Annotated in this window: 20 protein-coding genes and 2 tRNA genes; 11 read left to right on the forward strand and 11 right to left on the reverse strand. The window is 68.2% G+C overall.

Going from position 1 to position 23235, the window contains the following annotated elements:
- Window position 1 precedes the first annotated feature (1 nt).
- From NJD74_RS09980 to NJD74_RS10000, 5 genes are all read right to left on the reverse strand, one after another.
- The gene (locus tag NJD74_RS09980) at window positions 2-943 is read right to left on the reverse strand and encodes a DUF1684 domain-containing protein (RefSeq protein WP_319624078.1); all 942 of its coding nucleotides are present in this window, start codon (window positions 941-943) and stop codon (window positions 2-4) included.
- A gap of 10 nt (window positions 944-953) precedes the next feature.
- Window positions 954-2837, reverse strand: coding sequence for a DNA mismatch repair endonuclease MutL (mutL, locus tag NJD74_RS09985; protein ID WP_070470204.1), 1884 nt, complete (start codon window positions 2835-2837; stop codon window positions 954-956).
- A 105-nt stretch (window positions 2838-2942) separates the two neighbouring features.
- A complete protein-coding gene (locus NJD74_RS09990) occupies window positions 2943-4565 on the reverse strand; it encodes an N-acetylmuramoyl-L-alanine amidase (RefSeq protein WP_319624169.1) in 1623 nt (540 codons plus the stop codon).
- 88 nt (window positions 4566-4653) lie between these two features.
- Window positions 4654-5136 (reverse strand): tRNA (adenosine(37)-N6)-threonylcarbamoyltransferase complex ATPase subunit type 1 TsaE, encoded by a 483-nt coding sequence (tsaE, locus tag NJD74_RS09995; RefSeq protein WP_319624079.1) that lies wholly within the window; start codon window positions 5134-5136, stop codon window positions 4654-4656.
- Between the two features lie 2 nt (window positions 5137-5138).
- Window positions 5139-6617 (reverse strand): NAD(P)H-hydrate dehydratase, encoded by a 1479-nt coding sequence (locus tag NJD74_RS10000; protein ID WP_319624080.1) that lies wholly within the window; start codon window positions 6615-6617, stop codon window positions 5139-5141.
- A gap of 72 nt (window positions 6618-6689) precedes the next feature.
- On the opposite strand from NJD74_RS10000, the gene queG reads away from it, so the two are divergent.
- A complete protein-coding gene (queG, locus tag NJD74_RS10005; protein WP_319624081.1) occupies window positions 6690-7790 on the forward strand; it encodes a tRNA epoxyqueuosine(34) reductase QueG in 1101 nt (366 codons plus the stop codon).
- 60 nt (window positions 7791-7850) lie between these two features.
- Window positions 7851-9191, forward strand: coding sequence for an exodeoxyribonuclease VII large subunit (gene xseA / locus NJD74_RS10010; protein WP_319624082.1), 1341 nt, complete (start codon window positions 7851-7853; stop codon window positions 9189-9191).
- A gap of 30 nt (window positions 9192-9221) precedes the next feature.
- Here the strand turns inward: xseA and NJD74_RS10015 are convergent, their stop codons facing one another.
- Complete coding sequence (locus tag NJD74_RS10015) at window positions 9222-10124, reverse strand: M48 family metallopeptidase (RefSeq protein ID WP_319624083.1); 903 nt, start codon at window positions 10122-10124, stop codon at window positions 9222-9224.
- Window positions 10125-10227: 103 nt separating this feature from the next.
- A complete protein-coding gene (locus tag NJD74_RS10020) occupies window positions 10228-12099 on the reverse strand; it encodes a formylglycine-generating enzyme family protein (protein WP_319624084.1) in 1872 nt (623 codons plus the stop codon).
- Between the two features lie 252 nt (window positions 12100-12351).
- Between NJD74_RS10020 and rnd the strand changes: the two genes are divergently transcribed.
- Window positions 12352-13431, forward strand: coding sequence for a ribonuclease D (gene rnd / locus NJD74_RS10025; protein ID WP_070471061.1), 1080 nt, complete (start codon window positions 12352-12354; stop codon window positions 13429-13431).
- 86 nt (window positions 13432-13517) lie between these two features.
- On the opposite strand, the gene NJD74_RS10030 is transcribed toward rnd, so the two are convergent.
- Complete coding sequence (locus NJD74_RS10030) at window positions 13518-15863, reverse strand: TonB-dependent receptor (protein ID WP_319624085.1); 2346 nt, start codon at window positions 15861-15863, stop codon at window positions 13518-13520.
- 368 nt (window positions 15864-16231) lie between these two features.
- Between NJD74_RS10030 and NJD74_RS10035 the strand changes: the two genes are divergently transcribed.
- Window positions 16232-16420, forward strand: coding sequence for a hypothetical protein (locus NJD74_RS10035; protein WP_319624086.1), 189 nt, complete (start codon window positions 16232-16234; stop codon window positions 16418-16420).
- Between the two features lie 103 nt (window positions 16421-16523).
- Window positions 16524-16599, forward strand: a tRNA-Ala gene (locus tag NJD74_RS10040).
- 69 nt (window positions 16600-16668) lie between these two features.
- Here the strand turns inward: NJD74_RS10040 and NJD74_RS10045 are convergent.
- Complete coding sequence (locus tag NJD74_RS10045; RefSeq protein ID WP_019182797.1) at window positions 16669-16839, reverse strand: hypothetical protein; 171 nt, start codon at window positions 16837-16839, stop codon at window positions 16669-16671.
- 124 nt (window positions 16840-16963) lie between these two features.
- Entirely contained in the window at window positions 16964-17986 is a 1023-nt protein-coding gene (locus tag NJD74_RS10050; protein WP_319624087.1) for an NADP-dependent oxidoreductase, read from the reverse strand.
- A 224-nt stretch (window positions 17987-18210) separates the two neighbouring features.
- On the opposite strand from NJD74_RS10050, the gene NJD74_RS10055 reads away from it, so the two are divergent.
- Window positions 18211-18600: a hypothetical protein gene (locus tag NJD74_RS10055; protein WP_070470870.1), complete on the forward strand. Its 390-nt coding sequence runs from the start codon at window positions 18211-18213 to the stop codon at window positions 18598-18600.
- On the opposite strand, the gene NJD74_RS10060 is transcribed toward NJD74_RS10055, so the two are convergent.
- Window positions 18590-19390 (reverse strand): helix-turn-helix transcriptional regulator, encoded by an 801-nt coding sequence (locus tag NJD74_RS10060; RefSeq protein ID WP_254427754.1) that lies wholly within the window; start codon window positions 19388-19390, stop codon window positions 18590-18592. The genes NJD74_RS10055 and NJD74_RS10060 overlap by 11 nt on opposite strands.
- A gap of 99 nt (window positions 19391-19489) precedes the next feature.
- Between NJD74_RS10060 and NJD74_RS10065 the strand changes: the two genes are divergently transcribed.
- From NJD74_RS10065 to NJD74_RS10085, 5 genes are all read left to right on the forward strand, one after another.
- The gene (locus NJD74_RS10065; RefSeq protein WP_319624088.1) at window positions 19490-20671 is read left to right on the forward strand and encodes a YbfB/YjiJ family MFS transporter; all 1182 of its coding nucleotides are present in this window, start codon (window positions 19490-19492) and stop codon (window positions 20669-20671) included.
- Between the two features lie 203 nt (window positions 20672-20874).
- Window positions 20875-20950, forward strand: a tRNA-Phe gene (locus NJD74_RS10070).
- Between the two features lie 94 nt (window positions 20951-21044).
- Window positions 21045-21581: a hypothetical protein gene (locus tag NJD74_RS10075; RefSeq protein ID WP_319624089.1), complete on the forward strand. Its 537-nt coding sequence runs from the start codon at window positions 21045-21047 to the stop codon at window positions 21579-21581.
- A 127-nt stretch (window positions 21582-21708) separates the two neighbouring features.
- The gene (locus NJD74_RS10080; protein ID WP_083298715.1) at window positions 21709-22425 is read left to right on the forward strand and encodes a hypothetical protein; all 717 of its coding nucleotides are present in this window, start codon (window positions 21709-21711) and stop codon (window positions 22423-22425) included.
- Between the two features lie 123 nt (window positions 22426-22548).
- On the forward strand, window positions 22549-23088 hold the full coding sequence (locus NJD74_RS10085; protein ID WP_070470878.1) for a lipocalin family protein: 540 nt from the start codon (window positions 22549-22551) through the stop codon (window positions 23086-23088).
- Window positions 23089-23235: the final 147 nt, after the last annotated feature.

A 23235-nucleotide genomic window follows, 5' to 3' on the forward strand; every position in this document is an offset into this window, starting at 1 on the left:
GTCAAGCCTCTCCTTCGGGGGCGTGGTACGCCTGCTCACCGGCGTCCACGCGCAGGTCCAGGCGGTTTTCAGGGGGCGTCAGCGGACAGGTGGCAAAGGGCGTGAACGCGCACGGCGGGTTGTAGGCCTGGTTGAAATCGATCACCACGCGGCCCTGGTCATCCGGCGCAGGCAGATCCAGATAACGGCCGGCCGGATAACTGCCGTGACCACTGGTACGGTCACCAAAGATCACGAACAGCGCGCGGCCCGGCTCGCCGATGGCTTCCAGCCGCCAGGTGCGGCCGTCGCGCTCGAACTCCAGGGCGCCCGCATTGGGCATGTTCGTGGTCAGGCCGGTGATGTCCACGATCGGCAGCGTCTGGCCGGCCGGGTGCGGCACGAAGCGCGCCGTGACGCGCCACGACGCGCCGCCCGGCCAGTACGTCAAGCCGGTGAAGTTCGTCCGCGAAGGCGCGTCGGCCTGCTTGACCCGCAGCGCCAACCGCTCGCCGCGATGGATCAGGCTGAGTCGGCCCTTGCCGTCGTCGAAGGCGATGACGGTCGGGGTCGGATCGCGATCGCTGAAGAAGCGGATGCGGCCGGTGACCGGCTTGCCATCCACCTGCATCGCCACCCCACGCTCGGGCGTGAACCAGACGGCGTCACCCTCGCGCGCGACCATGCCCAGCTTGTCCGGGCCGACCGCCAGGCGGATGCCGCTGCCCGGGCCGCGACCGATGTAATGCGCTTTGTATTCCAGCCAATGCAGGCCGACCAGGCTGGTCCAGCCGTCGGCGGCATGCAGTTCCTCGTAGCGCTGTTGGCGCCACTGCTGCTGTTCGGCCTCGAAGGCTGGATCGATCGCCACCTTCGCAGGGGCATCCACCGCTTTCTCGCCACACCCCGCCACGCTCACTGCCAGCAGCAATACCGCCGCCCACACTCCCCAGTGCTTGTTCATGACCGTCCTCTCAACGTCCGCGCAGGAACCAGCGGTCGATTTCCGCCAGCGAAAAACGGGCCCAGGTCGGCCGGCCGTGATTGCACTGACCCGAGCGTTCGGTGATTTCCATGTCGCGCAGCAGGCCGTTCATTTCCGGCACGGTCAGGCGCCGGTTCGCGCGCACCGCGCCATGGCAGGCCATGGTCGACAGCAGTTCGTCGCGGGCGCTGGCGATGCGACGGCTCTGGCCATGCTCGCGCAGGTCGGTCAGCACATCGCGCAGCAGCGCCTCCGGCTCGGCATTGGCCAGCAGGGCGGGAATGCTGCGCACGTGCAGCGAGCCGGGGCCGGCGCGGGTGATTTCAAAGCCCAGCGAGGTCAAGGTCTCCGCTTCGCGTTCGGCGGTGTCGGCGTCGCGCTCGCCGACCGCCAGGGTGATCGGCACCAGCAGCGGCTGCGCATGCAGGCCCATGCCGTCGTGTGCGGTTTTCAGGCGCTCATAGCCGATGCGTTCGTGCGCGGCATGCATGTCCACCACGATCAGGCCTTCGGCATTCTCGGCGAGAATGTAGATGCCATGCAGCTGCGCGATCGCATAGCCCAGCGGGGGTACGCCACTGTCGGCCGCCGTGACCGGCAAACCACTTTCGGTTGGCATCGGCGGCAGGCTGCCGCCGGCGGCGGTGCCACCGGGCGCGCCATACAGCGCCGCATAGGCGGAAGGGGCATCGGCCACGCGCAGGCCCAGTGGCGATTGCTGCGGGCGCCAGTCGCCGCCCATGCCACCCCCACCGCCACCACCGGCTGCACTGCCGGCGAGTGCATAGCCCCCATTGCCTGACGAAGGCAGACCGTAGGCCGGCGCCGCGGTCGCGGCACTCTCCGTGGCGTGCACCTGCGTGCCGGCAGCGGTCATGCCGGCGCGCGTTTCCGCCAGCGCTTCCTTGAGCGTGCGGTACACAAAATCGTGGATCAGGCGCGAATCGCGGAAGCGCACTTCATGCTTGGCCGGATGCACGTTGACGTCGACACGGGTCGGGTCCAGCTCCAGGAACAGCACATACGCCGGCTGGCGACCATGGAACAGCACGTCGCCGTAGGCCATCTTCACCGCGTGGGCGACGCTGCGGTCACGCACCGAGCGGCCGTTGACGTACAGGTACTGCTGATCGGTGCTGGCCCGCGAGTAATGGGGCTGCGCGATCCAGCCGTGCAGGCGCAGGCCAGCACCGCTGTGGTCCACGCGCAGCGCCTGGTTGGCGAAGTCTTCGCCGAGTGTTTCGCCCAGGCGCGCGTCCGAGTACAGATCGCCGGGCTTGTAGCGGCGCGAAGGTTTGCCGTTGTGCGACACGCGCAGCTCGACATCCGGCCGCGCCAGCGCGAGCGAGCGCAGCCACTCTTCGATATGGCCCAGCTCGGTGCGCTCGGCGCGCAGGAACTTGCGGCGGGCCGGCACGTTGTAGAACAGCTCGCGCACTTCCACGGTAGTGCCCGGCGCATGCGCGCGCGGGGTCACCTCGCCAAGCCGGCCGCCTTCGATCTGCAACGCCGAGCCGTGTTCGTCGATGGCACGGCGCGAGCTCAGGGTGAAGCGGCTGACCGAGGCGATCGACGGCAACGCTTCGCCGCGGAAGCCGAGCGTGGCCACCGACTCCAGATCATCCAGGCTGGCGATCTTGCTGGTCGCATGGCGCGACACGGCCAGCGGCAGCTCTTCCGGTGCAATGCCACCGCCGTCATCGCGGATGCGGATCAGCCGCACGCCGCCCTCTTCCAGGTCGATATCAACCCGCGTGGCGCCGGCGTCCAGCGCGTTCTCGACCAGTTCCTTGACCACGGACGCGGGCCGCTCGACCACTTCGCCAGCGGCGATCTGGTTGATCAGGATCTCGGGAAGCTGGCGGATGCTCATGCGCACCTCCGGCTGACGGAGGTGAGAGGCGCAGCGGCGAGGGGGATTCGGGAAACAGACGTCATCCCGTGATGATAGCGTGCGCCGGGCGGTACCGTGGCGGGCTTACTTGCTGCCGCCCGCCACGGTACCGGCGGCGTCGATCTCGGCCTGGGCGCGCGCAGCGTACAGGGTGCCCGGCGGCGGCTGGCGGCTGAAGAAGGTATGCACGCCATCGAGCACGGCCCCGGCGATCTGGCGCTGGTAGGCCGGATCGATCAGGCGGCGCTCTTCATCCGGGTTGGAGATGAACGCGGTTTCGACCAGCATCGCCGGCATGTCCGAGGTGCGCAGCACCGCGAAGTTGGCCCGTTCGATGTTGGGCTTGTGGTTCTTGCCGATCCGCTTCAGGCCGCCCAGCACATGCCCGGCGGCGTCTTCGGAGGCCTTCATGTAACCGCTCTGGGCCAGATCCAGCAGCACGTTGGCCAGGGTGCCTTCGGTCTGCTGCAGGCGCACGCCACCGACCAGATCGGCGGCGTTTTCCTTGTCGGCCAGCCAGCGCGCACGCTGCGAGGACGCGCCCTTGGTCGAGAGCACGTAGACCGACGAACCGGTGGCCGCGCGGTTCTCGGCGGCATCGGCGTGGATCGAGATGAACATGTCGGCCTTGGCGGCGCGCGCCTTCTGCGCGCGCATCGGCAGCGGGATGAACACGTCGCTGTCGCGGGTGAGGTAAGCCTTCAGGCCGGGCGTTGCGTTGACCTGGCGGGCCAGTTCACGCGCCACTGCCAGGGTGATGTCTTTTTCGCGCTTGCCGGTCGGGCCAACCGCGCCGGGATCCTGGCCGCCGTGGCCCGGGTCGATCGCGATCACCAGCGGGCGCATGCCGGCGCGCATCTTCACCCGCGAGGCGTCGCTGGGCATCGCCGGACGCGGGTTCTCCTGCGGCGTCACCGGGGTGGGCGTCGGCGCCGGGGTGGGCACCGGCGCACTGGCGACCATGCCCGTGGTCGACTGACCGGCGAGGATGGCGGCCGGTGAAGCGCTGTTGCTGGCGGCATTGGCGGTGCCGGCAGCGGCCACGTTGACGGTGGTGGCGGTGGTCGCCGCCGGGCCCGGCGCCGGTGCCGAGGTGGCGACGGTGGCGCTGGCCTGCTGACGTACCGAGGCGGTCAGCAAGGCGGTGGCGCGCGCGGCGTCGCTGCGCGCCTGTGCGGATTGGGCAGCGGCCTGCGCGGGGGTCGGAGCGGCTGCGGCCGGCGTGGAAGCAGCTGGCGCAGGCGTCGGCGTCGGTGTCGGCGCAGCAGCAGGTGTCGGGGTCGGGCTCGGCGCGCTGGCCACGCGGGTGGACGTCGGCGCATCGCCCGGCCACTCGATCACCAGCCGCGACTGATCCCCCTGCTTGATCATCTGCGGGCGGAACGGCGCGACCGATTCGGCCAGGTCGAACACCACGCGGAACGTGCCCGGCACCGGCTGCCCGGTTCGGACCGCCGTGACCACACCCTTGGGCGCCGGCAGTTTGAGGTTGCGGATCGCGCTCGAGTCCGGGAAATCGACCACCAGGCGGTTCGGACCGGCCAGGGACAGGGTCTTGTAACCCCCGCTGCCGGCCAGCGAAATCTCCGCACGGGTACCGGTCGCACCGGTCTCCACGGCCACCTGGCGGACTTCGCCCGCCCACGACAGCGCGCTCGCCAGACAGAGTCCGACGGCAGTGCAGATGGCGGTGAGTGATTTCCCCATTGGCATGGGTCTGGATTCAATCACCGCGCTGAATGAAATGCAACTCCTTTTCCCTTAATAATCCGTAACCTGCCGGTGGTTCCTAGTGTCAGCCGACAGAAAGGGCCTGCAAGTCACGCCCTTGGGGGAGCCGTCCGAGCCATTCGCGACCGGCAGGACTGGTCGCCGTGAGCCGGGCGCGCCGCCCCTGGCCATGGATCTCCAGTGCGACGTCCAGATCGGTCGGCGGCAGCGCACCGGCGCCGCGCTCGGGCCATTCGACCAGCCACAGCGAGGCGCTGCCCTCGTCCAGCCCCAGGAAATCCAGCTCCTGCGCATTGCCGATCCGGTACAGGTCCAGATGCCAGGCTTCGTGCCCGTCGGCCAGCGGGTAGCGTTCCACCAGGGTGTAGGTCGGGCTGCGGATCGCGCCCTGCACGCCCAGCGCGCGCAGCAGGGCGCGGGCCAGGGTGGACTTGCCAGCCCCCAGGTCCCCCTGCAGCTGCATCACCGCCTGCGGCGGACGGGTCGCGGCCAGCCATTGCCCGAGCAGGTCGGTGTCCTGGGTCTGCGCGAGGAAAAACTCGATCATGTTCAAACGTCCGGATTGACCAGCCGGCGCAGCGGCGCCAGCAGCTCGGTGGGAAGCAGGCCCCGCTGGCCGTCACTGGCGGCGGCATCGCCGGCCAGGCTGTGCAGCAAAGCGCCGGTACTGGCCGCATCGAACGCGCCCAGGCCCTGCGCGCGCAGGGCGGCAATGATGCCGGTGAGCAGGTCGCCCATGCCACCCACGGCCATGCCGGGGTTGCCGGCGGCGATCACCCGCGGCACCGAGTCGGGCGCGGCGACCACGCTGCCGGCGCCCTTGAGCACCACCACCGCGTGGAACCGGTCGGCCAGCGCTTTGGCAGTAGTGAAGCGGTCCGCCTGCACCTGCGCCGTGCTCAACCCGAGCAGGCGCGCGGCCTCGCCCGGGTGCGGGGTCAGGATCGCATCACCCAGCGGCTGCGGTGCCTTGGCCAACAGGTTCAGGGCATCGGCATCGATCACCAGCGGCTTGCCGCTGGCCAGCACCTGCCGCCAGAGTTCGTGGGCCCAGTCGTCCTGGCCCAGGCCCGGCCCGATCGCGATCACCCCGGCGCGTGGCAGCAACGCCTGCAGGTCCTGCGCGTCCTGGACGGCATGCACCATGGCTTCTGGCCGCCGCGCCAGCAGCGGTGCGACATGCGCTGCCCGGGTCGCTACGCTCACCAGCCCTGCGCCCGCGCGCAGTGCCGATTCACTGGCCAGCATCACCGCGCCGCCGCTGCCGAGATTGCCGCCCACGCACAGCACGTGGCCGGATTCGCCCTTGTGGGTGTTGGCGCGGCGGGCCGGCAATTGTGCGCGCAGGCGTGGTTGCTGCCAGCACTCGGCGCTGTGCTGCACGCCCTGGTCGGCGCCGGCAGGCAGTTCCAGCGCGGCCAGCCGACGCCCGCCGACATGCTCCAGCGCCGCGCCGGTATACAGCCCCTGGTGGCGCACGATGAACTGCAGCGTGACCGTGGCGCGGATGGCGACGCCCGGCACGTTACCGGTCTGCGCATCCACGCCGCTGGGCACGTCCAGCGACAGTACCGGCAGGCCCGAGGCAGTGATCGCGTTGATCAGATCGGCCGCCCCACCGGCTGGCGCGCGGTTCAGGCCGATGCCGAACAGCGCGTCCACGAGCAGGTCCACCGGCGGCAGGCCGCCATCGAAATGAGCTACCGCACCGCCGGCGGCGATGAACGCCTGCTCGGCCTGCTGCGACAACGTCGTGGCCGGGGCATCGGTCGCCAGCCGCAGCACCGTCACCTGGCGGCCGGCTGCACGGGCCAGACCGGCCAGCACATAGCCATCGCCGCCGTTGTTGCCGGCCCCCACCACCACGCCGATGCGCTGCGCCTGTGGCCAGCGCTCCAGCAGGCAGTGCCAGGCGGCCAAGCCGGCCTGTTGCATCAGCGAGGCTCCCCCATCGCCCAGCAGGGCGCTGGCCTGCGCATCCAGGCGGCGCGCGGCGGCGATATCGAACAGTTCAGCAAGCTCGGGCATGCCGGGATTCTATACTTGTCGCCCAGGCGCAGCCTTGCCGCGCCCTTCCCAGGCTCCGTTTCCGCCCAGGCCATGTCCGCCGTCCCCCTCCCCGTCCCCCTCCCCGCCCCCGTCCACCTGGCCCGCGCCGCCGACCGCATCCGTGCGATCGCGCGCGTGCATGGCTTCCAGCGCTGCGGCGTGTCCGGGATCGATCTGCGCGAGGACGAAGCCCATCTGGCCGACTGGCTGGGCAAGGGCCTGTACGGCACGATGGAGTGGATGGCGCGGCACGGCACCCTGCGCGCGCGGCCGGATGAACTGCTGCCGGGCACGGTGCGGGTGATCTCGGTCGGCATGGATTACGGCCACAAGGATGACGCCGAAGCCTGGAACACCCTGCATGACGCCGACCGCGCCTACGTAGCGCGGTATGCGCTGGGCCGCGATTACCACAAGCTGATGCGCAACCGGCTGCAGAAGTTCGCCGACAGCATCGCCGCGGAAATCGGTCCCTTCGGTTACCGCGTGTTCGTCGATTCGGCGCCGGTGCTGGAGCGCGCCCTCGCGCGCAATGCCGGGCTGGGCTGGATCGGCAAGCACACCTGCCTGATCGACAAGCAGGGCGGTTCGTGGTTCTTCATCGGTGAGATCTACATCGACCTGCCGCTGCCGGTGGATACACCCGCTAGCGCGCACTGCGGCACCTGCACGCGCTGCATCGATGTCTGCCCGACCCAGGCGATCATCGCCCCGCACCGCCTGGATGCACGTCGCTGCATTTCCTATCTCACCATCGAACATGACGGCGCGATTCCCGAGGAGATGCGCACCGCAATGGGCAACCGCATCTACGGCTGCGACGACTGCCAGCTGGTCTGCCCCTGGAACAAGTTCGCCAAGCGCACCGACGAGCCCGATTTCCGCGCGCGCAATGACCTGGACACCGCCTCGCTTGCCCAGCTGTTCGCCTGGGAGGAAGACGAGTTCCTGCGCCGCACCGAAGGCAGCCCGATCCGCCGCAGCGGGCATGAACGCTGGCTGCGCAACATCGCCGTGGCGCTGGGCAATGCACCGACCCATGCCGAGACCCTGGCCGCGCTGCAGGCACGGCGCGAGCACCCTTCGGCGATCGTGCGCGAGCATGTGGCCTGGGCCCTGCAACAGCAGGCCACGCGCGCCACCGCGGGATGAAGCATCGCCGCCGACGTGCGACCATGGCCCCCCGTTCGTACCGTTTGGCCTGATGCCCCCATGGACCGCAGCGCGCAGATTCTCACGCCCAGCCAGCTCAACATCCTGGCCCGCGACCTGCTGGAAGGCGCGTTCCCGCTGATCTGGGTGGAAGCCGAACTGGGCAGCGTTACCCGTCCGGCCTCAGGCCATATGTATTTCACGCTGAAGGACGCGCGCTCGCAGATCCGCGCGGCGTTGTTCAAGCCCAAGAGCCAGTGGCTGAAGTTCGTGCCGCGCGAAGGCATGCGCGTGCTCGCGCGGGGCCGGTTGACCCTGTACGAAGCCCGCGGCGAGTACCAGATGGTGCTCGACCACATGGAAGAAGCCGGCGAAGGCGCCCTGCGCCGCGCCTTCGAGCAGCTCAAGGCGCGGCTGGAGGCCGAGGGCCTGTTCGCGCCCGAGCGCAAGCGGCCGATGCCGGCCCATGTGCGCCGCCTGGCGGTGATCACCTCGCCCACCGGCGCGGCGGTGCGTGACGTGCTGAGCGTGCTGGAACGGCGTTTCCCGATGCTTGAGGTCGACCTGCTGCCCAGCCTCGTACAGGGCGACAGCGCCGCCGCGCAGTTGACCTCGTTGCTGCGTTCAGCCGATGCCAGCGGCCGTTACGATGTGATCCTGCTGACCCGCGGCGGCGGCTCGATGGAGGATCTGTGGGCCTTCAACGACGAGCAGCTGACCCGCGCGATTGCCGCCAGCCAGACACCGGTGGTCTCTGCGGTGGGTCACGAAACCGACTTCAGCCTCGCCGATTTCGCCGCCGACCTGCGCGCGCCCACGCCCTCGGTCGCGGCCGAACTGCTGGTACCCGACCAGCGCGACCTGCTGCTGCGCGTGCGCCGCCTGGATGCGCGCCTGGCACAGCTGCAGCGGCACAGCCTCGGGCAAGCGATGCAGCGGGCCGATCGCGCCCTGCTGCGCCTCAACGCACAGAGCCCGCAATCGCGCCTGCAGCTGTTGCAGCGCCGCCAGCAGGATGTCGCGCGTCGCCTGCACGCAGCGTGGACGACACAGCATCAGGGCCGCCTGGCCCATCTGCGCCACGCCGCGACTGTACTGCGCAGCGGTCACCCGCAGCGCCGGCTGGATGCCCTGCGTGAGCGCCTGCAACGGCTGCTGCCACGTGCAGACAGTGCAATCGGCCGCCAGCTGCAGCGCGACAATCTGCGCCTGCGCGCGCTCGCCCGTTCGATGGAAGCAGTCAGCCCGCTGGCCACCGTCGCGCGCGGTTACGCCATCCTGACCCGCGAGGACGATGGCAGCCTGGTGCGTTCGCCGCTACAGGTGCGCCCCGGCGATACGCTCCAGGCACGCGTGCAGGACGGCGTGATCGACGTAACGGTCAACGAACCGGCGCGCTGACCCAGCGCGCCCACGCCACGCCGTTCGCCTTCAACGCCCCGCGCTTTCGCAGAACTTCTGCCGGTATTCCATCGCCTTGGGCATCAACGCCTGCAGGTTCTGGATGCGCGTGCCCGGGTTGGGATGCGTGGACGCGAATTCCGAGGTCGACTGCCCCCCACTGGCCTGCCCCATCCGCTCCCACAGCGGAATCGCTTCCTGCGGGTCGAAGCACGCTGCGGCGGCCAGCATCAGGCCCACCTCATCGGCCTGGGTTTCATGGCTGCGCGCATAGGGCAACAGGTAGCCGTAGCCCATCGCCGACATCATCATCTGCTGCTGTTGCGGGTCCATGCCGCTGGCGGCGCCGGCCATCTGCCCGATCTGGGTCATCTTCTGCTGGGCCATGCGCTGGGCCCCATGACGCAGCAAGGCATGCGCGATCTCATGCCCCATCACCACCGCCATCGCATCCACCGTACGCGCGACCGGAATCAGCCCGGTATAGACCGCCATCTTGCCGCCCGGCAGGCAGAACGCATTGGCCTGGTCGGACGGGATCACGTTGACCTCCCATTCGAAGTCACGCGCGAAGTGCGCAGGCTTCAACCCATGTTCCTCGGCGAGCGCGGTTTCCACCACGTCCACCTTGGCGATCAGGCGCTGGGCGATCGCCTGGATCTCGCGCGACTGTGGCGCATTCGGATCCAACGGCCGCTCCTGGGCCAGGATTTCCTGGTAGGCCTGCAGCCCGAGCGCCTTCTCCTGGGTCGCATCGAGCGAGCTGTCGATCAACACGCTTTCGCCGGTGTACGGATCCACCGCACGGTTGGAGAACCAGTAGAACGCGGCATAGCCGGCGAAGGCCAGCAGTACCCACCAGCGGATGTTGCCGAACAGGCCCGGCCGCCGGGCGCGGCCCTGCTGCTGACCGCCGAATGGATCGTTGCGCATGCGCTTGCTTCCTGAGATGGCCGCGGCACCCTGCCCGACACTGCGCCAATCCTAGAACGCGCGGTGGGTGGCCGGGTGAAAATCCGGCCCGGCGCGCCGCTGGTCAGATGCCGCGGACCAGGCGGAAGCCGATCCGAGCGCTGGTGGTGTCCGAGTCCTGCGACTGCCGCCACGCCGCGCGGGTCTGTGCCGGTGCGTTGGCCCAGTTGCCGCCACGGATCACGCGCTGCCGGCAGCCGGGGTTGAACCAGGCCACGCCATCGGCAGGTGCCCGCCGGTAACTGGCATGCCAGCAGTCGGCCACCCACTCGCTCAGGTTGCCGGCGATGTCGTGCAGTCCCCAGGGGTTGGGATCGAAGCTGCCCACCGGCGCCGGGCCCCAGTATCCATCGCCGTAGCCGACGAAGGCGTTGTACCAGTGCCGGCCGGAGGGTGAGACATCCTCGGCGCCGGTGAAATTGCCGGCACGCGCGGGCGGCGTGCCCGCATCGCCCCACGGGTAGCGGCCACTGCTGCCGGCGCGCAGCGCGTATTCGAATTCGGCCTCGCTGGGCAGGCGGTACGAGCGTCCGGTCTGTTCGGACAGCCAGGTCGCGTAATTCTCGGCATCGCGCACGCTGACGTGCATCACCGGCAGGTTCGCGATCGCCTCGGCGCCGTTGTAATCGGACTGCCAGTCCACGCCGCTGCGGCGGACGAAGTTGCCGCTGCGCTCGTCGTACACGATCGAATGCCCGCGCCGCGTGGCACGTGGGCGGGCCTTGGTGGATTGCACGTAGCGGCGGAAATCGGCGACCGTCACTTCGGTGATCGACATCGCAAAGCCGCGCTCGAACCGCACGTAATGCGAGGGTTTCTCGGCATCGGTCGCGCCCAGTTCGTTCTCGGCGGCGCCCATCTGGAATCCGCCGTGCGGCACCACGATCATCTGGGGCCCGCGGCCACCATCCCGCAGGGCATCGCTGAACACCTGCCGCGGCCGGAAGCTGCCGTAATGGGTGACCAGTTCGATGCGCTCGCGCAGCTGGCCCACGACCGGATCGCCGGGCAATGCGATGCGCAGGGCATCTTCCAGTTTCTGCCGCGCCGGCTTGAGACCCTGCGGCGTGGCCAGATCACGCAGGCCCTCGTTGCGCAGCCGCGCCAGGGTGTCAGAGCGGATGTTCTCGATGCGCTCGAAGGCATCGGCGATGGTGATCGAAGAGTCACGCACCTTGGCCGCTTCGGCCAGCCACGTCCCCGCGGTCGCAAAGTCAGTGGCCCGCGCGGCCGTTTCCGCACGCCGGATCAGGGCGCTCTCTGCCGCGGCCAGCCCCTGCCGGGCACGCGGATTGTCCGCATCCAGCGCCAGCGCCTCGCGGAAATTGGGGATGGCGCCATCGCCGTCTTCGCCGATGCGATCGGCACGCAGATCCTCTTCACCGGCGCGGTTGTAGGCCACCACGCGCTGGGCGATCTCCACCCGCGACTGCAGCTCACGTACCTTGGCATCGTCGGGCGCCAGGGTCAGCAGGACCAGGGCCATCTCGCTGGCCTGGGCCAGCGCCTCACGCTGCTTGAGCGGGCGGTCCAACAAGGCGGACGCTTCCTCCAGCAGACGCTGACGGGCGCGCTTCAGGCCGGCCTGGGCCACCCTGTCCTTGGGATCGCGCTCCAGCAGCGCCAGCCAGATCGGAATCGCATCCTCGGCGCTGCGGTACAGCTGGTCTTCTTCGAAGGCGCGCGCGGCGTCACGGCGTGCCTGCGCGGCTTCGCCGTCGACGAGGGTGACCGCAGGTGGCTGCCAGCGCTCCACCGTCTCGGCCGCATCCTCGCCACCGATGGTGACCTGCGCCACCGGTGCGCTGGGCGTGGGCCGCGGCGCAGCGGGCGTGGCCGCTGGGGTTGCCGGGGCGGGCGCAGGCGCGGGCGAACAGGCGGCCAGCACCCCCAGCAGTGCGGTGAACAGCAGCGGCAATGTGCCTGACGGTCGCAAATGGGGGTCCTTGGGGCATGGCATCGTCTTGCAGCGCCTGCGCCCTGCCGCACGCCGTGTGCCCCGGGTGCAGTCGCGTTCCAGGCGGCATGCCGCAGGTGCGGACAGGCGATCATCATAATCGCCACCGTCGCAGGCGGCGACCGCTGGCAGCCCGGGCGTTCATCGCACTGCGCAGGCATGCCGGCCGTGGCACGGGGTTAGGCTATCCTCCCCGACCTGAGCACCCCTTTGCAGTACATGGAATCCCACGTGGCTTACTGGATCAAAACCCCGGCGGAACTGGACGAGCGCTTCCGCCAGCGCCCCACCCGCATCGGCCTGGACACGGAGTTCATCCGCGAGCGCACCTACTGGCCGCAACTGGCCCTGGTACAGATGGCGGTCGGCGATGAAATCCTGCTCATCGACCCGCTGATCCCCGGCATGAACGAGGCCCTGGCCCCGTGGCTGACGGATACCTCGATCCTCAAGATCATGCACAGCGCCAGCGAAGACCTGGTCACCTTCAAGGTCGCCTGCGGCGTGCTGCCACGCCCGCTCTTCGACACCCAGATCGGCGCTGCGCTGGCCGGCATCGGCGGCGGCATGGGTTACCAGAAGCTGGTCACTGCGGTCACCGGCGTCACCCTGGCCAAGGGCGAGACCCGTTCGGACTGGATGCGCCGCCCGCTCTCGGAGGCACAGCTGGAGTACGCCGCCGACGACGTGGAGTACCTGTTCCAGATCCACGACACCATCGACGCACGCCTGGAAGAACTCGGCCGCCGCCAGTGGCTGCAGGACGATGCCGAGCGCCTGCTCGCCAGTGTGGAACACGATGAAGAGCGCTGGCCGCATGTGGCGATGCGCTCGGCGCAGTTCATGGATACCCCGGCACAGCTGCGCCTGCTGCGGTTGCTGCGCTGGCGCGACGTGCAGGCCCGCGCCAGCGACAAGCCGCGCAGCTGGGTGCTCGACAACGAACTGGCCGCCGTGCTGGCACGCACGCCGCCGGCCGATGTGGATGCGCTGTCCAAACTGATGGAAGGCTTCCCCAAGGCCCCGCGCAAACTCGCCGCGCAGGTCTGGCAGGCGCTGATCACCCCGCTTGCCGATGAAGCCGAAGCCCCTTTGGCGCTGCCGGCCAACGATGCCAACAAGCAGGCCCTCAAGCGGCTGCAGGATGCGGTCAGCGCGCGCAGTGCCGAACTTGGCCTGCCCGACGGCGTACTGGCCTCGCGCAAGCACCTGGAAAGCTACATCGAACGCCGCCAGTGGCCCACGGCGCTGGCCGGCTGGCGCCAGGCGCAGCTCGAGCCGATCCTGGCCCCTCTGCTGCCACCTGCCTGAAACGACAACGCCCCGCATCTGCGGGGCGTTGTCTCTTGGATCCGACACACCGGTGCCGCAGCAGCGCAGCACCGGCGACGTGGGTCTTACCAGTTCATGTTGAGCGACACACCCACGGTGCGCGGTTCGTTGTAGACCGCGGCCATGTAGTTCTCGATCACACCCTTGAGGTTCTTCTCATTGGTGATGTTGCGCGCGAACAGCGCCACTTCCCAGGCACCGTAGTTGGCCGAGTAGCCCAGCTTCAGGCCGCCTTCGAAGCTGCCCTTGGAGTTGAACTCGGCCGAGTCGTACAGCACGAAGCTGGTGTAACCCTGCTTGTTCCAGTCGGTGGAGACGAAGAACACATCGGCGTCATTGACCGGCATGTCGTAACGCGCAGCCAGGTTGATGTTGTACTTCGGTGCGTTCGGCAGCGGGTTGCCGTTGATCTGCGCGAAGGTGTTGGCACCGACCTTGATGGTCGGGTCGTTCACGGTGCACACCACGGCGCCGTTCAGGGCGCAGACCTGGGCGTACACGCGGTCGTCCTGGATTTCGCTGTGCAGCAGGCTGACGCCGGCGCTCAGGGCCAGGTTCGGGATCGGGCGCAGCTCCATGTCCGCTTCCAGACCGTAGGCCTTGGCCTTGTCGGCGTTGAAGAGCACGCCGTTGCCGTCCGAATCGTTGCCGTTGAGCTGGATGTCGTTGACCACATAGGTGAACGCAGCCGCGTTCACGCGCAGGCGGTTGTCCCACAGGCTGCTCTTGATGCCCGCTTCCCAGGACAGGATGGTTTCCGAGTTCGCCGTGGTGAAGTCGGCATTGAACACGGCCGAACGGCCCTGGATGGTCGGGCCGCGGAAGCCGCGGGCCACGCGCGCGTACACGCTCAGCTGCGGGTTGAACGCATACATCGCGCTCAAATCCCAGCTCGGCGTGGTGTCGGACATCTCCACGTAGGTGCGGCCCTTGTAGGTCACGCCACCGGCGGCGGTATCGGCGGTCTTGAGCAGGCGGGTCTTCTTCTCGTCCTTGGTCTGGCGCAGGCCGGCGGTCAGGGTGAACTTGTCGGTCACGTCATAGCTGACCTGGCCGAAGCCGGCCCAGGAGGTGTTGACGTTGCGCAGGCGAACCCAGTTGTTCGGGTTGCGCGCGTTGCCCTGCAGGAACCAGGCGCGCTGGTAGAAATCGGTGGTGTCGCGACCGTCGAAGTAGAACGCGCCGACCTGCCACTTCAGGCGGTTGTCGTCGGCGTTGGCCAGGCGGAACTCCTGGGTCCACTGGTCCAGATCGCGGATCTGGCCCATCGACTGGCCGTAACCGTTCGGCACGCCGTTGACCGGGTAGTTCACGGCCGCGCCGCCGTCGGTGTCACCGCGGCTGTAGCCGGAGGTGGTTTCGTAGGCGGTGATCGAGGTCAGCGAGACGTTGCCGAAATCGTAGATGGCCTTCACCGAGCCGCCGTAGGTCTTGTAGGCCTGCGGGTTGTTGTCGGCTTCGTCGTAGGCGACCTGGTCGCGCGGCACGTCGGTCTTGTTGGAGCCCTTGGTCAGCGCGCTGCGCAGGAACAGGGTCGAGGTGCCGTCGTAGTCGCGTGCATGGGCCGAGGCCAGCAGCGAGAAGTTCTCGGTCGGCTGCAGCAGCAGCTGCGCGCGCACGTTGCGGTCGTCGAAGCCGCCCATGGCGTTCTTCTTCGGCGAGACCGTGCCATCGGCGCTGGGGCCGCGGTAGGTGTTGTCGACGTAATCATCGCGGTGCTGGTACAGCGCCGACACGCGGAACGAGGCGATATCGTTGATCGGGCCACCGAAGCCGCCGTCGATCGCCACGCTGCCGTAGGTACCGTAGCTGGCCTGCACGCGGCCGCTGTAGTCCTGGCTCGGCTTGATGGTGTCGAACTTGACGATGCCGGCGGTGGTGTTGCGGCCGAACAGCGTGCCCTGCGGGCCGCGCAGCACTTCGATCTGGTCCACGTCATAGACCGGGTTGGACTTCAGCACCACGTGCTCGAGCACCACGTCGTCCTGGATGATCGAGACCGGCTGCGAAGCACCCAGGTAGAAGTCGATGTTGCCCAGGCCGCGGATGTAGAAGCGCGGGAAGATGCGGCCGGTGGTGGTTTCAGCGTAGAAGCTGGGCACCTTGCCCGACAGTGCCAGCAGGGTGTCGTCGCCGCCGGCGGTGTAGTCGCGGATCTTCTCGCCCTGCACCACACCGACCGAGACCGGCACTTCCTGCAGGTTGCGCTCGCGGTGGTCGGCGGTAACGGTGATGGTGTCCAGCGAGGTCGCGCTGGCCGACTGCGCGTCCTGCGCCGAGGCGGCAGCGGACAGCATCAGCGCAGCCGAAGCGCAGGCCAGCGCCAGGGCGTGGCGGCGCGGCAGCAGGGCGGCCGGCAGGGAACGGGAAAGAAGACGCGTCGACACAGGGGCGTGGCGTAGAGCGGGCATGCAGAGGTCTCTGGTAGTACAGATCGGGGCAGCCGGCGAGATGGCCGGGCACCATAGGAAATCGACACCGCTGTGGAGACAGCGATGCGGCACGGTATTGGCTGGATGTTGCAGATTGGTGTCAGGGCGTTCTGGGCGACGGCTGTCCGGCCCCCCTGGTCCACTGGCTATGCGGCCGCGTTTTCTGGCGCGGATTATGCCCGGCCCACGCGCGCGCCGGAAGGGCAGCGTCCGGGTTTGACGCCTACCGGGCCATCGGTCACATGTCGCCCGGCACTTGTCGCCCTGGCGGCGGCGGCGAACACTGAACCGGTCAACCATGAGCAGGCCACTCGCTGGAGGATGCCCTGCGCGCGGCCACCGCCGGGATGGCGCAGTGGCTGGAGCAGGACGACGGGTTGAGCCTGTCCGAGACAGCGCAGGTGCTGGGTAGTTCGGTCAGCTTCGTGGTGGCCAACCTGGCCGGGCGCAGCGTCGGCGTGGCGGCCAAGCTGGACAAAGCCCTGCTGCGGCAGGTCGAATGGGCACCTGGCAGGACACCCGGCGCCGGCCCGTGACCCGGACCAGGCACCCCTTGGCAGGCAATGCCGGTCGGCGCTAGACTAGGCCCATCGCGAGGTACGGCCGAGGTCGGGTACGCCACGCAGTTGCACCACCCGTGGGGCCATAGCTCAGCTGGGAGAGCGCGTCGTTCGCATCGACGAGGTCAGGAGTTCGATCCTCCTTGGCTCCACCACTATTCAAGACAACGCCTCGGAAACCAGGTTTCCGGGGCGTTGTTGTTTCTGCAGGTTGCGCGGGTTGCTTACGCGCCCTCGGGATTGTCCTTGCGCTCCGGCCGGCGCGTGCCTGCATCGTGGATCGCCTGATCGGTCTGCGCCGGCCGCTGCTTGGCGGTTTCGTCCTGCTTGCGGTCCTGCTGGCTCTCTTCGATGCCTTCCTGCTTGCCTTGTTCGCTGGGCTTGGTGTCTGCCATGGTTCTACTCACTGATGCGGGCACCGGGACGGGGCCTTCAAGGGCAGACTAACCAGCCGATCGTGATGCACGAATCATGATCGGCGCGCTCCTGCACACGTCGCGCTCACGCGCGCCGCGCCGGTCAATCCAGCTTGACCACCAGCTTGCCGAAGTTGCGCCCCTTCAGCAGCCCAAAGAATGCTTCCGGCGCGTTCTCCAGGCCCTCCACGATGTCTTCGCGATACTGCACGCGGCCGTCCTTCAGCCACTGCCCCATCTCGTGCAGAAACGCCGGGAAGAAGGCGTGCAGGTCCGACTGGATGAAGCCGCGCACGGTCAGGCGCTGGCGCAGCACCTGGCTCATGAAACCCGGCAGCCGGTCCGGCCCGGGCAGCACCGCGCCGCGCGCATTGTAGGTGGCGATGGTGCCGCACACGGGAATGCGCGCGAAATCGTTGAGCAGCGGCGCGACCGCATCGAACACATGCCCGCCGACGTTCTCGAAGTAGACATCGATGCCGTGGGGCACCGCCGCGCGCAACTGCGCGGCGAAATCGTCGGCGCGGTGATCCAGCGCCACATCGAAGCCCAGTTTTTCCAGGTACGCGCGCTTCTGCTCGCCACCGGCAATGCCGACCGTGCGCGCCCCCTGCAGCTTGGCGATCTGCCCCACCGTTGCGCCCACCGGGCCACTGGCAGCCGCCACCACGAGCGTTTCGCCCGGCTGCGGCTTGCCGATTTCCCGCAGGCCCACGTACGCCGTGAATCCGGGCATGCCGTACACACCCAGTGCAGTGCTGATCGGCAGGTCGTTGTCCTCGAGCTTGCGGCTGAGCTGATCGCCATGGATGACCGCGTGCGTCTGCCAGTTGCCCGGTGCCAGCACATGCTCGCCGATGGCGAAACCGGGATGGTTGGAGGCGAGCACTTCAGCAACGGTGCGCCCTTCCATCACCGCATCCAGCGCAACCGGTGCGGCGTAGGACGGCCCCTCCTCCATGCGACCACGCATGTAGGGATCCAGCGACAGATAGCGATTGCGCAGCAGCACCTCGCCCGGGCCAGGCGCGGGCACCGGCACGTGCTCGATACGGAAGTTGGATGAGACGGGAGCACCGTTCGGGCGAGAAGCGAGCACGATGCGGGTGTTGGTAAGTGCGTTCATCAGCGGATCGCTCCGGGGAGACGGAAAAGGAATCCCGACAGTACGCCGTCCGGGCACGTGCGGGCGGGGGGGTAAAACAGCGTTCCATCGGTGCAGGACGACGCGGCTGTGCAATCACCTTGTGCGACAGGGACCGATCGTCCCGATGGCGTCACAGCATTCCATTCGTACGCTGCACCGCGCATGCGTTGCCCGCGCCGCCGGCCAGGGCGCATGATCGCGTCATGAACGTTCCCGCTTCCCGCCGACGCCGCTACCTGCTGCCGGGGTTGATGTCCGCCACCACTGTGTTCGGCCTGGCATGCTGGGCAATCCTGGCGACCGAGCCCGGTTGCCTGGCCGCGCAAGGCCACTGGTCGTCCGGTGCAGGCAAGTGCCACACGCGCCTGTGCCTGCTGCAGGGCGACTGCGGCGAGATGGCTTCACCCATCGTGGCATGCAACAAGGTGCAGGTCGGCGACAGCCGTGGCCGCGTGTACTTCCACCTGGGCAATCCCCTGCCCGGTGCAGGGGCCGACGCGGAGTGGCCCGCAGGCAAAGCCGACAAGGGCATGATCCGCGCACGCTTCGAGGATGACCGCCTGGTCAGCCTGGCCTGCCCGGTCACGCCGTAGGGCGTGCGCGCCTCCATTGCAGCGGGCTCATGCCCATCTCGATCCGGAACATGTAGTTGAACGCCGACGCCGAGGCATAGCCCAGCTCGTGCGCGATTACCGTGGGCGAACGCCCCTGCGCCAGCCACTCAATGGCGCGCAGCAGGCGCAGCCGCAACCGCCACTCACGCAGGCGCATGCCGGTCTCGCGCTCAAAGTGGCGCGCCAGGGTACGCGGCGATGCACCCAGCAAGGGTGCCCAGTCATTCACGCTGCGGGTGTCGGCGGGTTGCTCGTACAGCGCCTGGCACCAGCGCTGCAGGCGCGCATCCTGCGGCCACGGCAGGTGCCGGGTGTGCTGCCGCTGGCGCGGCAACTGCGCAGTGATCAAGGTACACAAGGTGGCGTAGTAGGTGCGGTCGTGATCGGGCACGGTGCGATCGAGTTCAATGATCAGTTCGCGCAGCAGCGGTGACACATCGAGCACCACGCAATGCGTGGGCATACCCAGTTCCGGGCCATCGGCCACGTAAAGATTGCGGAACGCCGAGGTGTTCAACGCGCCCGTGTGATGGAGCGTGCCGGTCGGCACCCACAGCGCCTGCTGCGGGGTGATCACGTGACGTGCCTGCCCGGCGCTGGCCTGCAGCACACCCGTGCTGGCGTGGACCAGCTGGTTCCAGCCGTGCACGTGCGGCGGGAAGCGCTCGCCGGCCTCCAGTCGCTGGCTGCGCGCCACCACCGGCCAGGGTAGACGCCGCAGCGGCGGCACCGGAACTTCGCGCCAACCCGGCGCAGTAGGTTCAGCCATGGCCATGTGACGTCTCATCGACAGGATGGGTCATTCTATCGAAAGACGCGGTCACCTCCGTCCACCGACGATGGGCCCTCCCCGCTGCCCTCCACACCCATGTCCCTCACGATCCCGCCTCCCCGCCGCGCCTGGCAGGTCATCACGGCCGGCATCTGCGCGCTGGTACTCACGGTTGGCCTGGCGCGCTTTGCCTACACCCCGCTGCTGCCGGTGATGCGGCTCGACGCCGGGCTCACGGCAGCGGGCGGCGGCTGGCTGGCCACGTTCAACTATCTGGGCTACCTGGCCGGCACCGTGCTGGTCGCCCGGGTCGGCGACATGCAGCTGAAATTCCGCTTCTACCGCATCGGACTGGTCCTGGCAGTGGTATCCACCGGCCTGATGGGCACCACCACGGACATGGCCATCTGGGGCGTGCTGCGCTTCGTGGCCGGCCTGTCCAGCACCGCCGGCCTGCTGCTCGCCTCCGGGCTGGTGCTCAACTGGCTGCTCGCCCATCAGCGCCGCCCACAGCTCGGCCTGCACTTCGCCGGCCTCGGGGTGGGGATCGCGGTCTCGGGCCTGGCGGCTGCGGCGATGGCCGATCAACTGGCGTCCTCCCGGCAGTGGATCGCCCTGGGCACCCTCGCGGTGGTGTTCCTGATCCCGGCCTGGGCATGGATGCCGCCGCCGGCAGCGATCTCCAGCGCGACGGGTGCCAACGCTCCCCCGCCACCCGGGCGGCGCTGGCGCTGGCTGCTGATCGCCTCGTACTTCTGCGCGGGGGTCGGCTTCGTGGTCAGCGCGACCTTCATCGTCGCCATCCTGGTGCAGACCCCTGCCTTCGCCGGCCACGGCAGTTGGGTGTGGATGCTGGTCGGCCTCACCGCCATCCCCTCGACGTTTGCCTGGGACCGGCTGTCTAACCGGCTCGGCCTGATCCGTGCATTGATGCTCGCGTATGCGTTGCAGGCCACGTCCTTCGTATTGCCCTTGCTGGATGGCGGGCTGTGGGCCGGCGCGGCCAGCGCGGTGCTGTTCGGCCTGACCTTCGCCGGCATCGTCAGTCTGACCCTGACCGTGGTGGGTCGCCACTACCCGCACAATCCTGCCAAGGCGATGGCGACGTTGACGCTGAGTTACGGCGTCGCCCAGATCATCGCCCCCGCGATCGCCGGCACGCTGGCGCGCGACAGCGGCAGCTACCAGGGCGCATTGGTGCTGGCGGCGATCATGATGGTGATCGGCATCGTGCTGTTGTGGTGCATGCCCAACGACGCACGATCCACCCCGGGCTGATCAACTGCACCGGCGCAACGCATCCGCCTGAACCGACGTTCATGCGCTTCGGTGATGTGCTCGAGCCCGGTGGATCAAGCACTTGGATGTGGGCGGACAAGGGTTTGGAAACAAATGTGAAATTTTTTTCGCGAAACGCTTGCCGAACCCCTCATACCTCCGTATTATTCGCGTCCTCGCCAGCGGCAACGCAGCGATGAAGTGGCCGGGTAGCTCAGTTGGTAGAGCAGGGGATTGAAAATCCCCGTGTCGGCGGTTCGATTCCGTCCCCGGCCACCACAATTTCAGATGACCTGCAGAAATGCAGGTCATTTTTTTTGTCTGGCGTTCGACCAGGCCACATCGCGCATCGTTCAAGGAAGGGGGTCTGCACATGGTTCGTGCTCTGTTCGCCGCGCTGTTCGGCAAACGCCATGCTGTCTTCCACAGCACGCACCCGCTCGAGGCGACCGTGCTGCAGCTCAGGCAGTCGATCCAGCACGGCCCTCGCCTTTCTGCCGCGGGGATGCGCGGGAAGGTCTCCGCTCAACGGATCCGCCTGTGCTGGAAACGCCCCTTCGTCTCCAATTCGTTCAAGCCGTATTTCATCGGCCGGTGCATTGCCACCGAGCGCGGCGCGCGGCTGGAAGGTGCGTTCCAGATGCACCCCTTCATCCGCACCTTGGTGATCGGCATGTTCGTCAGCCTGCTCATCTTTCCGCTGGTGGCGGTGGTGAAGCACTGGCAGCTCACACACGAGCTCGCCCCCGCACTGTTCGCCAGTCTGGCGGTCGTGCCTGCCGCCTACCTCATCGCCGCCGCGGTGCTGGTGATCGTCAGGATCAGCCGCTGGGCCGCACTCGACGACGAAGCGATGATCGAGGCGGAGATCCATCGCGCATTGCAGAGCGGGCAAACCGACCAGGGATGATGTCCTGCGTGACGCAATGGCATGCCTTGCCGTTCATCGCCACGCGCTGGCATGCTCACCTGGCGGACAGTGTCGTCTGCGGCCACGCTTGTTCGCACCTCATGGCCGCGCACACAGGGAGAAGTGAATGTCGAACGGCATCGACGTGCTGCAGGCGCAGATCGCGCAGCTGAAACGCAGTCAACGAAGACTCACGCTGGGCTACGCGGGGTTCGGCGTCCTGGCCGTGGCGGCGTTGATGATGGGGGCGACGTCGCAGCGCAGCGCCAGCTTCGACGTCATCGATGCCCAGCGCATCAACATCAAGGAACCTGATGGGACGTTGCGACTGGCGATCTCCAATCGCACGCTCTTTCCCGGGGTGCTCATCCACAACAAAGAGCAACCGCATCCGCGCCCGATGGCAGGCATGCTGTTCTTCAACGATGAAGGCACGGAAAACGGCGGGCTGATCTACAACGGCTCGCTCGACAAGAACGGCAAACCCTCCAGCGGCATGAGCCTGACCTTTGATCGCTATCAGCAGGACCAGCAGATGCAGTTGCTGGGCGTGGACGAAGCAGGGACACACTCGGCAGGGCTGACCTTCAATGACGTTGCCGATGGCCTGGACCGTCCGTTCTTCTCCAAGCGGGACGAAGCACTTCATCGGAATGGCGTTCCTGCGATCACCGAGCGCGTGTTCCTTGGCAAATCTGATGCGCGCGATGCCATGCTGACCCTGCGCGATGGTCAAGGGAAGCCGCGGCTTGAGCTGGTGGTCACGCCCGCGGGAGACGCCAAGGTGCGCTTCCTGGACGAGAACGGCAACGCCACGCGGGAACTCTCCGCTGACAGTCGGTAGCGCGGGTGCCGCACGCTGCCACGCGCACGCCAGCCACGTGAGACGGCCACTGCATGACGGAATATTCACAATTTCCGTCCTGCCTGTGCCTAAGCTCGCTGCGTCTTGTGTGGAGTGTCGACAATGCGCAGCCGCTATCTGATCAGTGCCCTGCTCGCCCTCGCCGCCACCGGGTCGGCCTGGGCGGCCGCGCCGGTGACCTCGGTGGAGGCGCTGGACATGGACCGCTACGCCGGCCAGTGGCATGAGATCGCGCACCTGCCGGTATCGTTCCAGAAGAAGTGCGTCAGCGATATCACCGCCACCTACAGCCTGCGCGCGGATGGCCGGATCAGCGTGCACAACGCTTGCCGCCAGGCCGATGGCGATCGCGTCGCCGCCGATGGCGTGGCACGGCCCGTCGAGGGTCACCCTGGCAGGCTGCAGGTGCGCTTCGTGCCGGACTGGCTCTCCTGGGTCCCGTTGGTCTGGGCCGACTACTGGGTGATCGCCCTGGATCCGGGCTACCAGTGGGCAGTGGTCGGCGAGCCGGACCGCAGATACCTGTGGATCCTCTCGCGTTCGCCGAGCATGGACACCGCCCTGTTCGAGCAGCTCAAGGCGCGTGCCGAGGCGATGGGCTATGACCTGGCCCCGTTGCGGGTGATGGCGCCGCTGGACTGACCTGGCGCGCCGGCCACGCGCCGCGCCGCCGCTCGGCCGTGTTCCCCCAGACTAAAAGCACGTGGCCCGGTCATCCCGGTGCCCTACCCTTGCCCCCTGCTGCCCCGGAGCAGCACGGACACCATACGCCGTAGTATGCTCATACCC

Source organism: Stenotrophomonas sp. RG-453 (assembly GCF_033843685.1).
GTDB lineage: Bacteria > Pseudomonadota > Gammaproteobacteria > Xanthomonadales > Xanthomonadaceae > Stenotrophomonas > Stenotrophomonas bentonitica_A.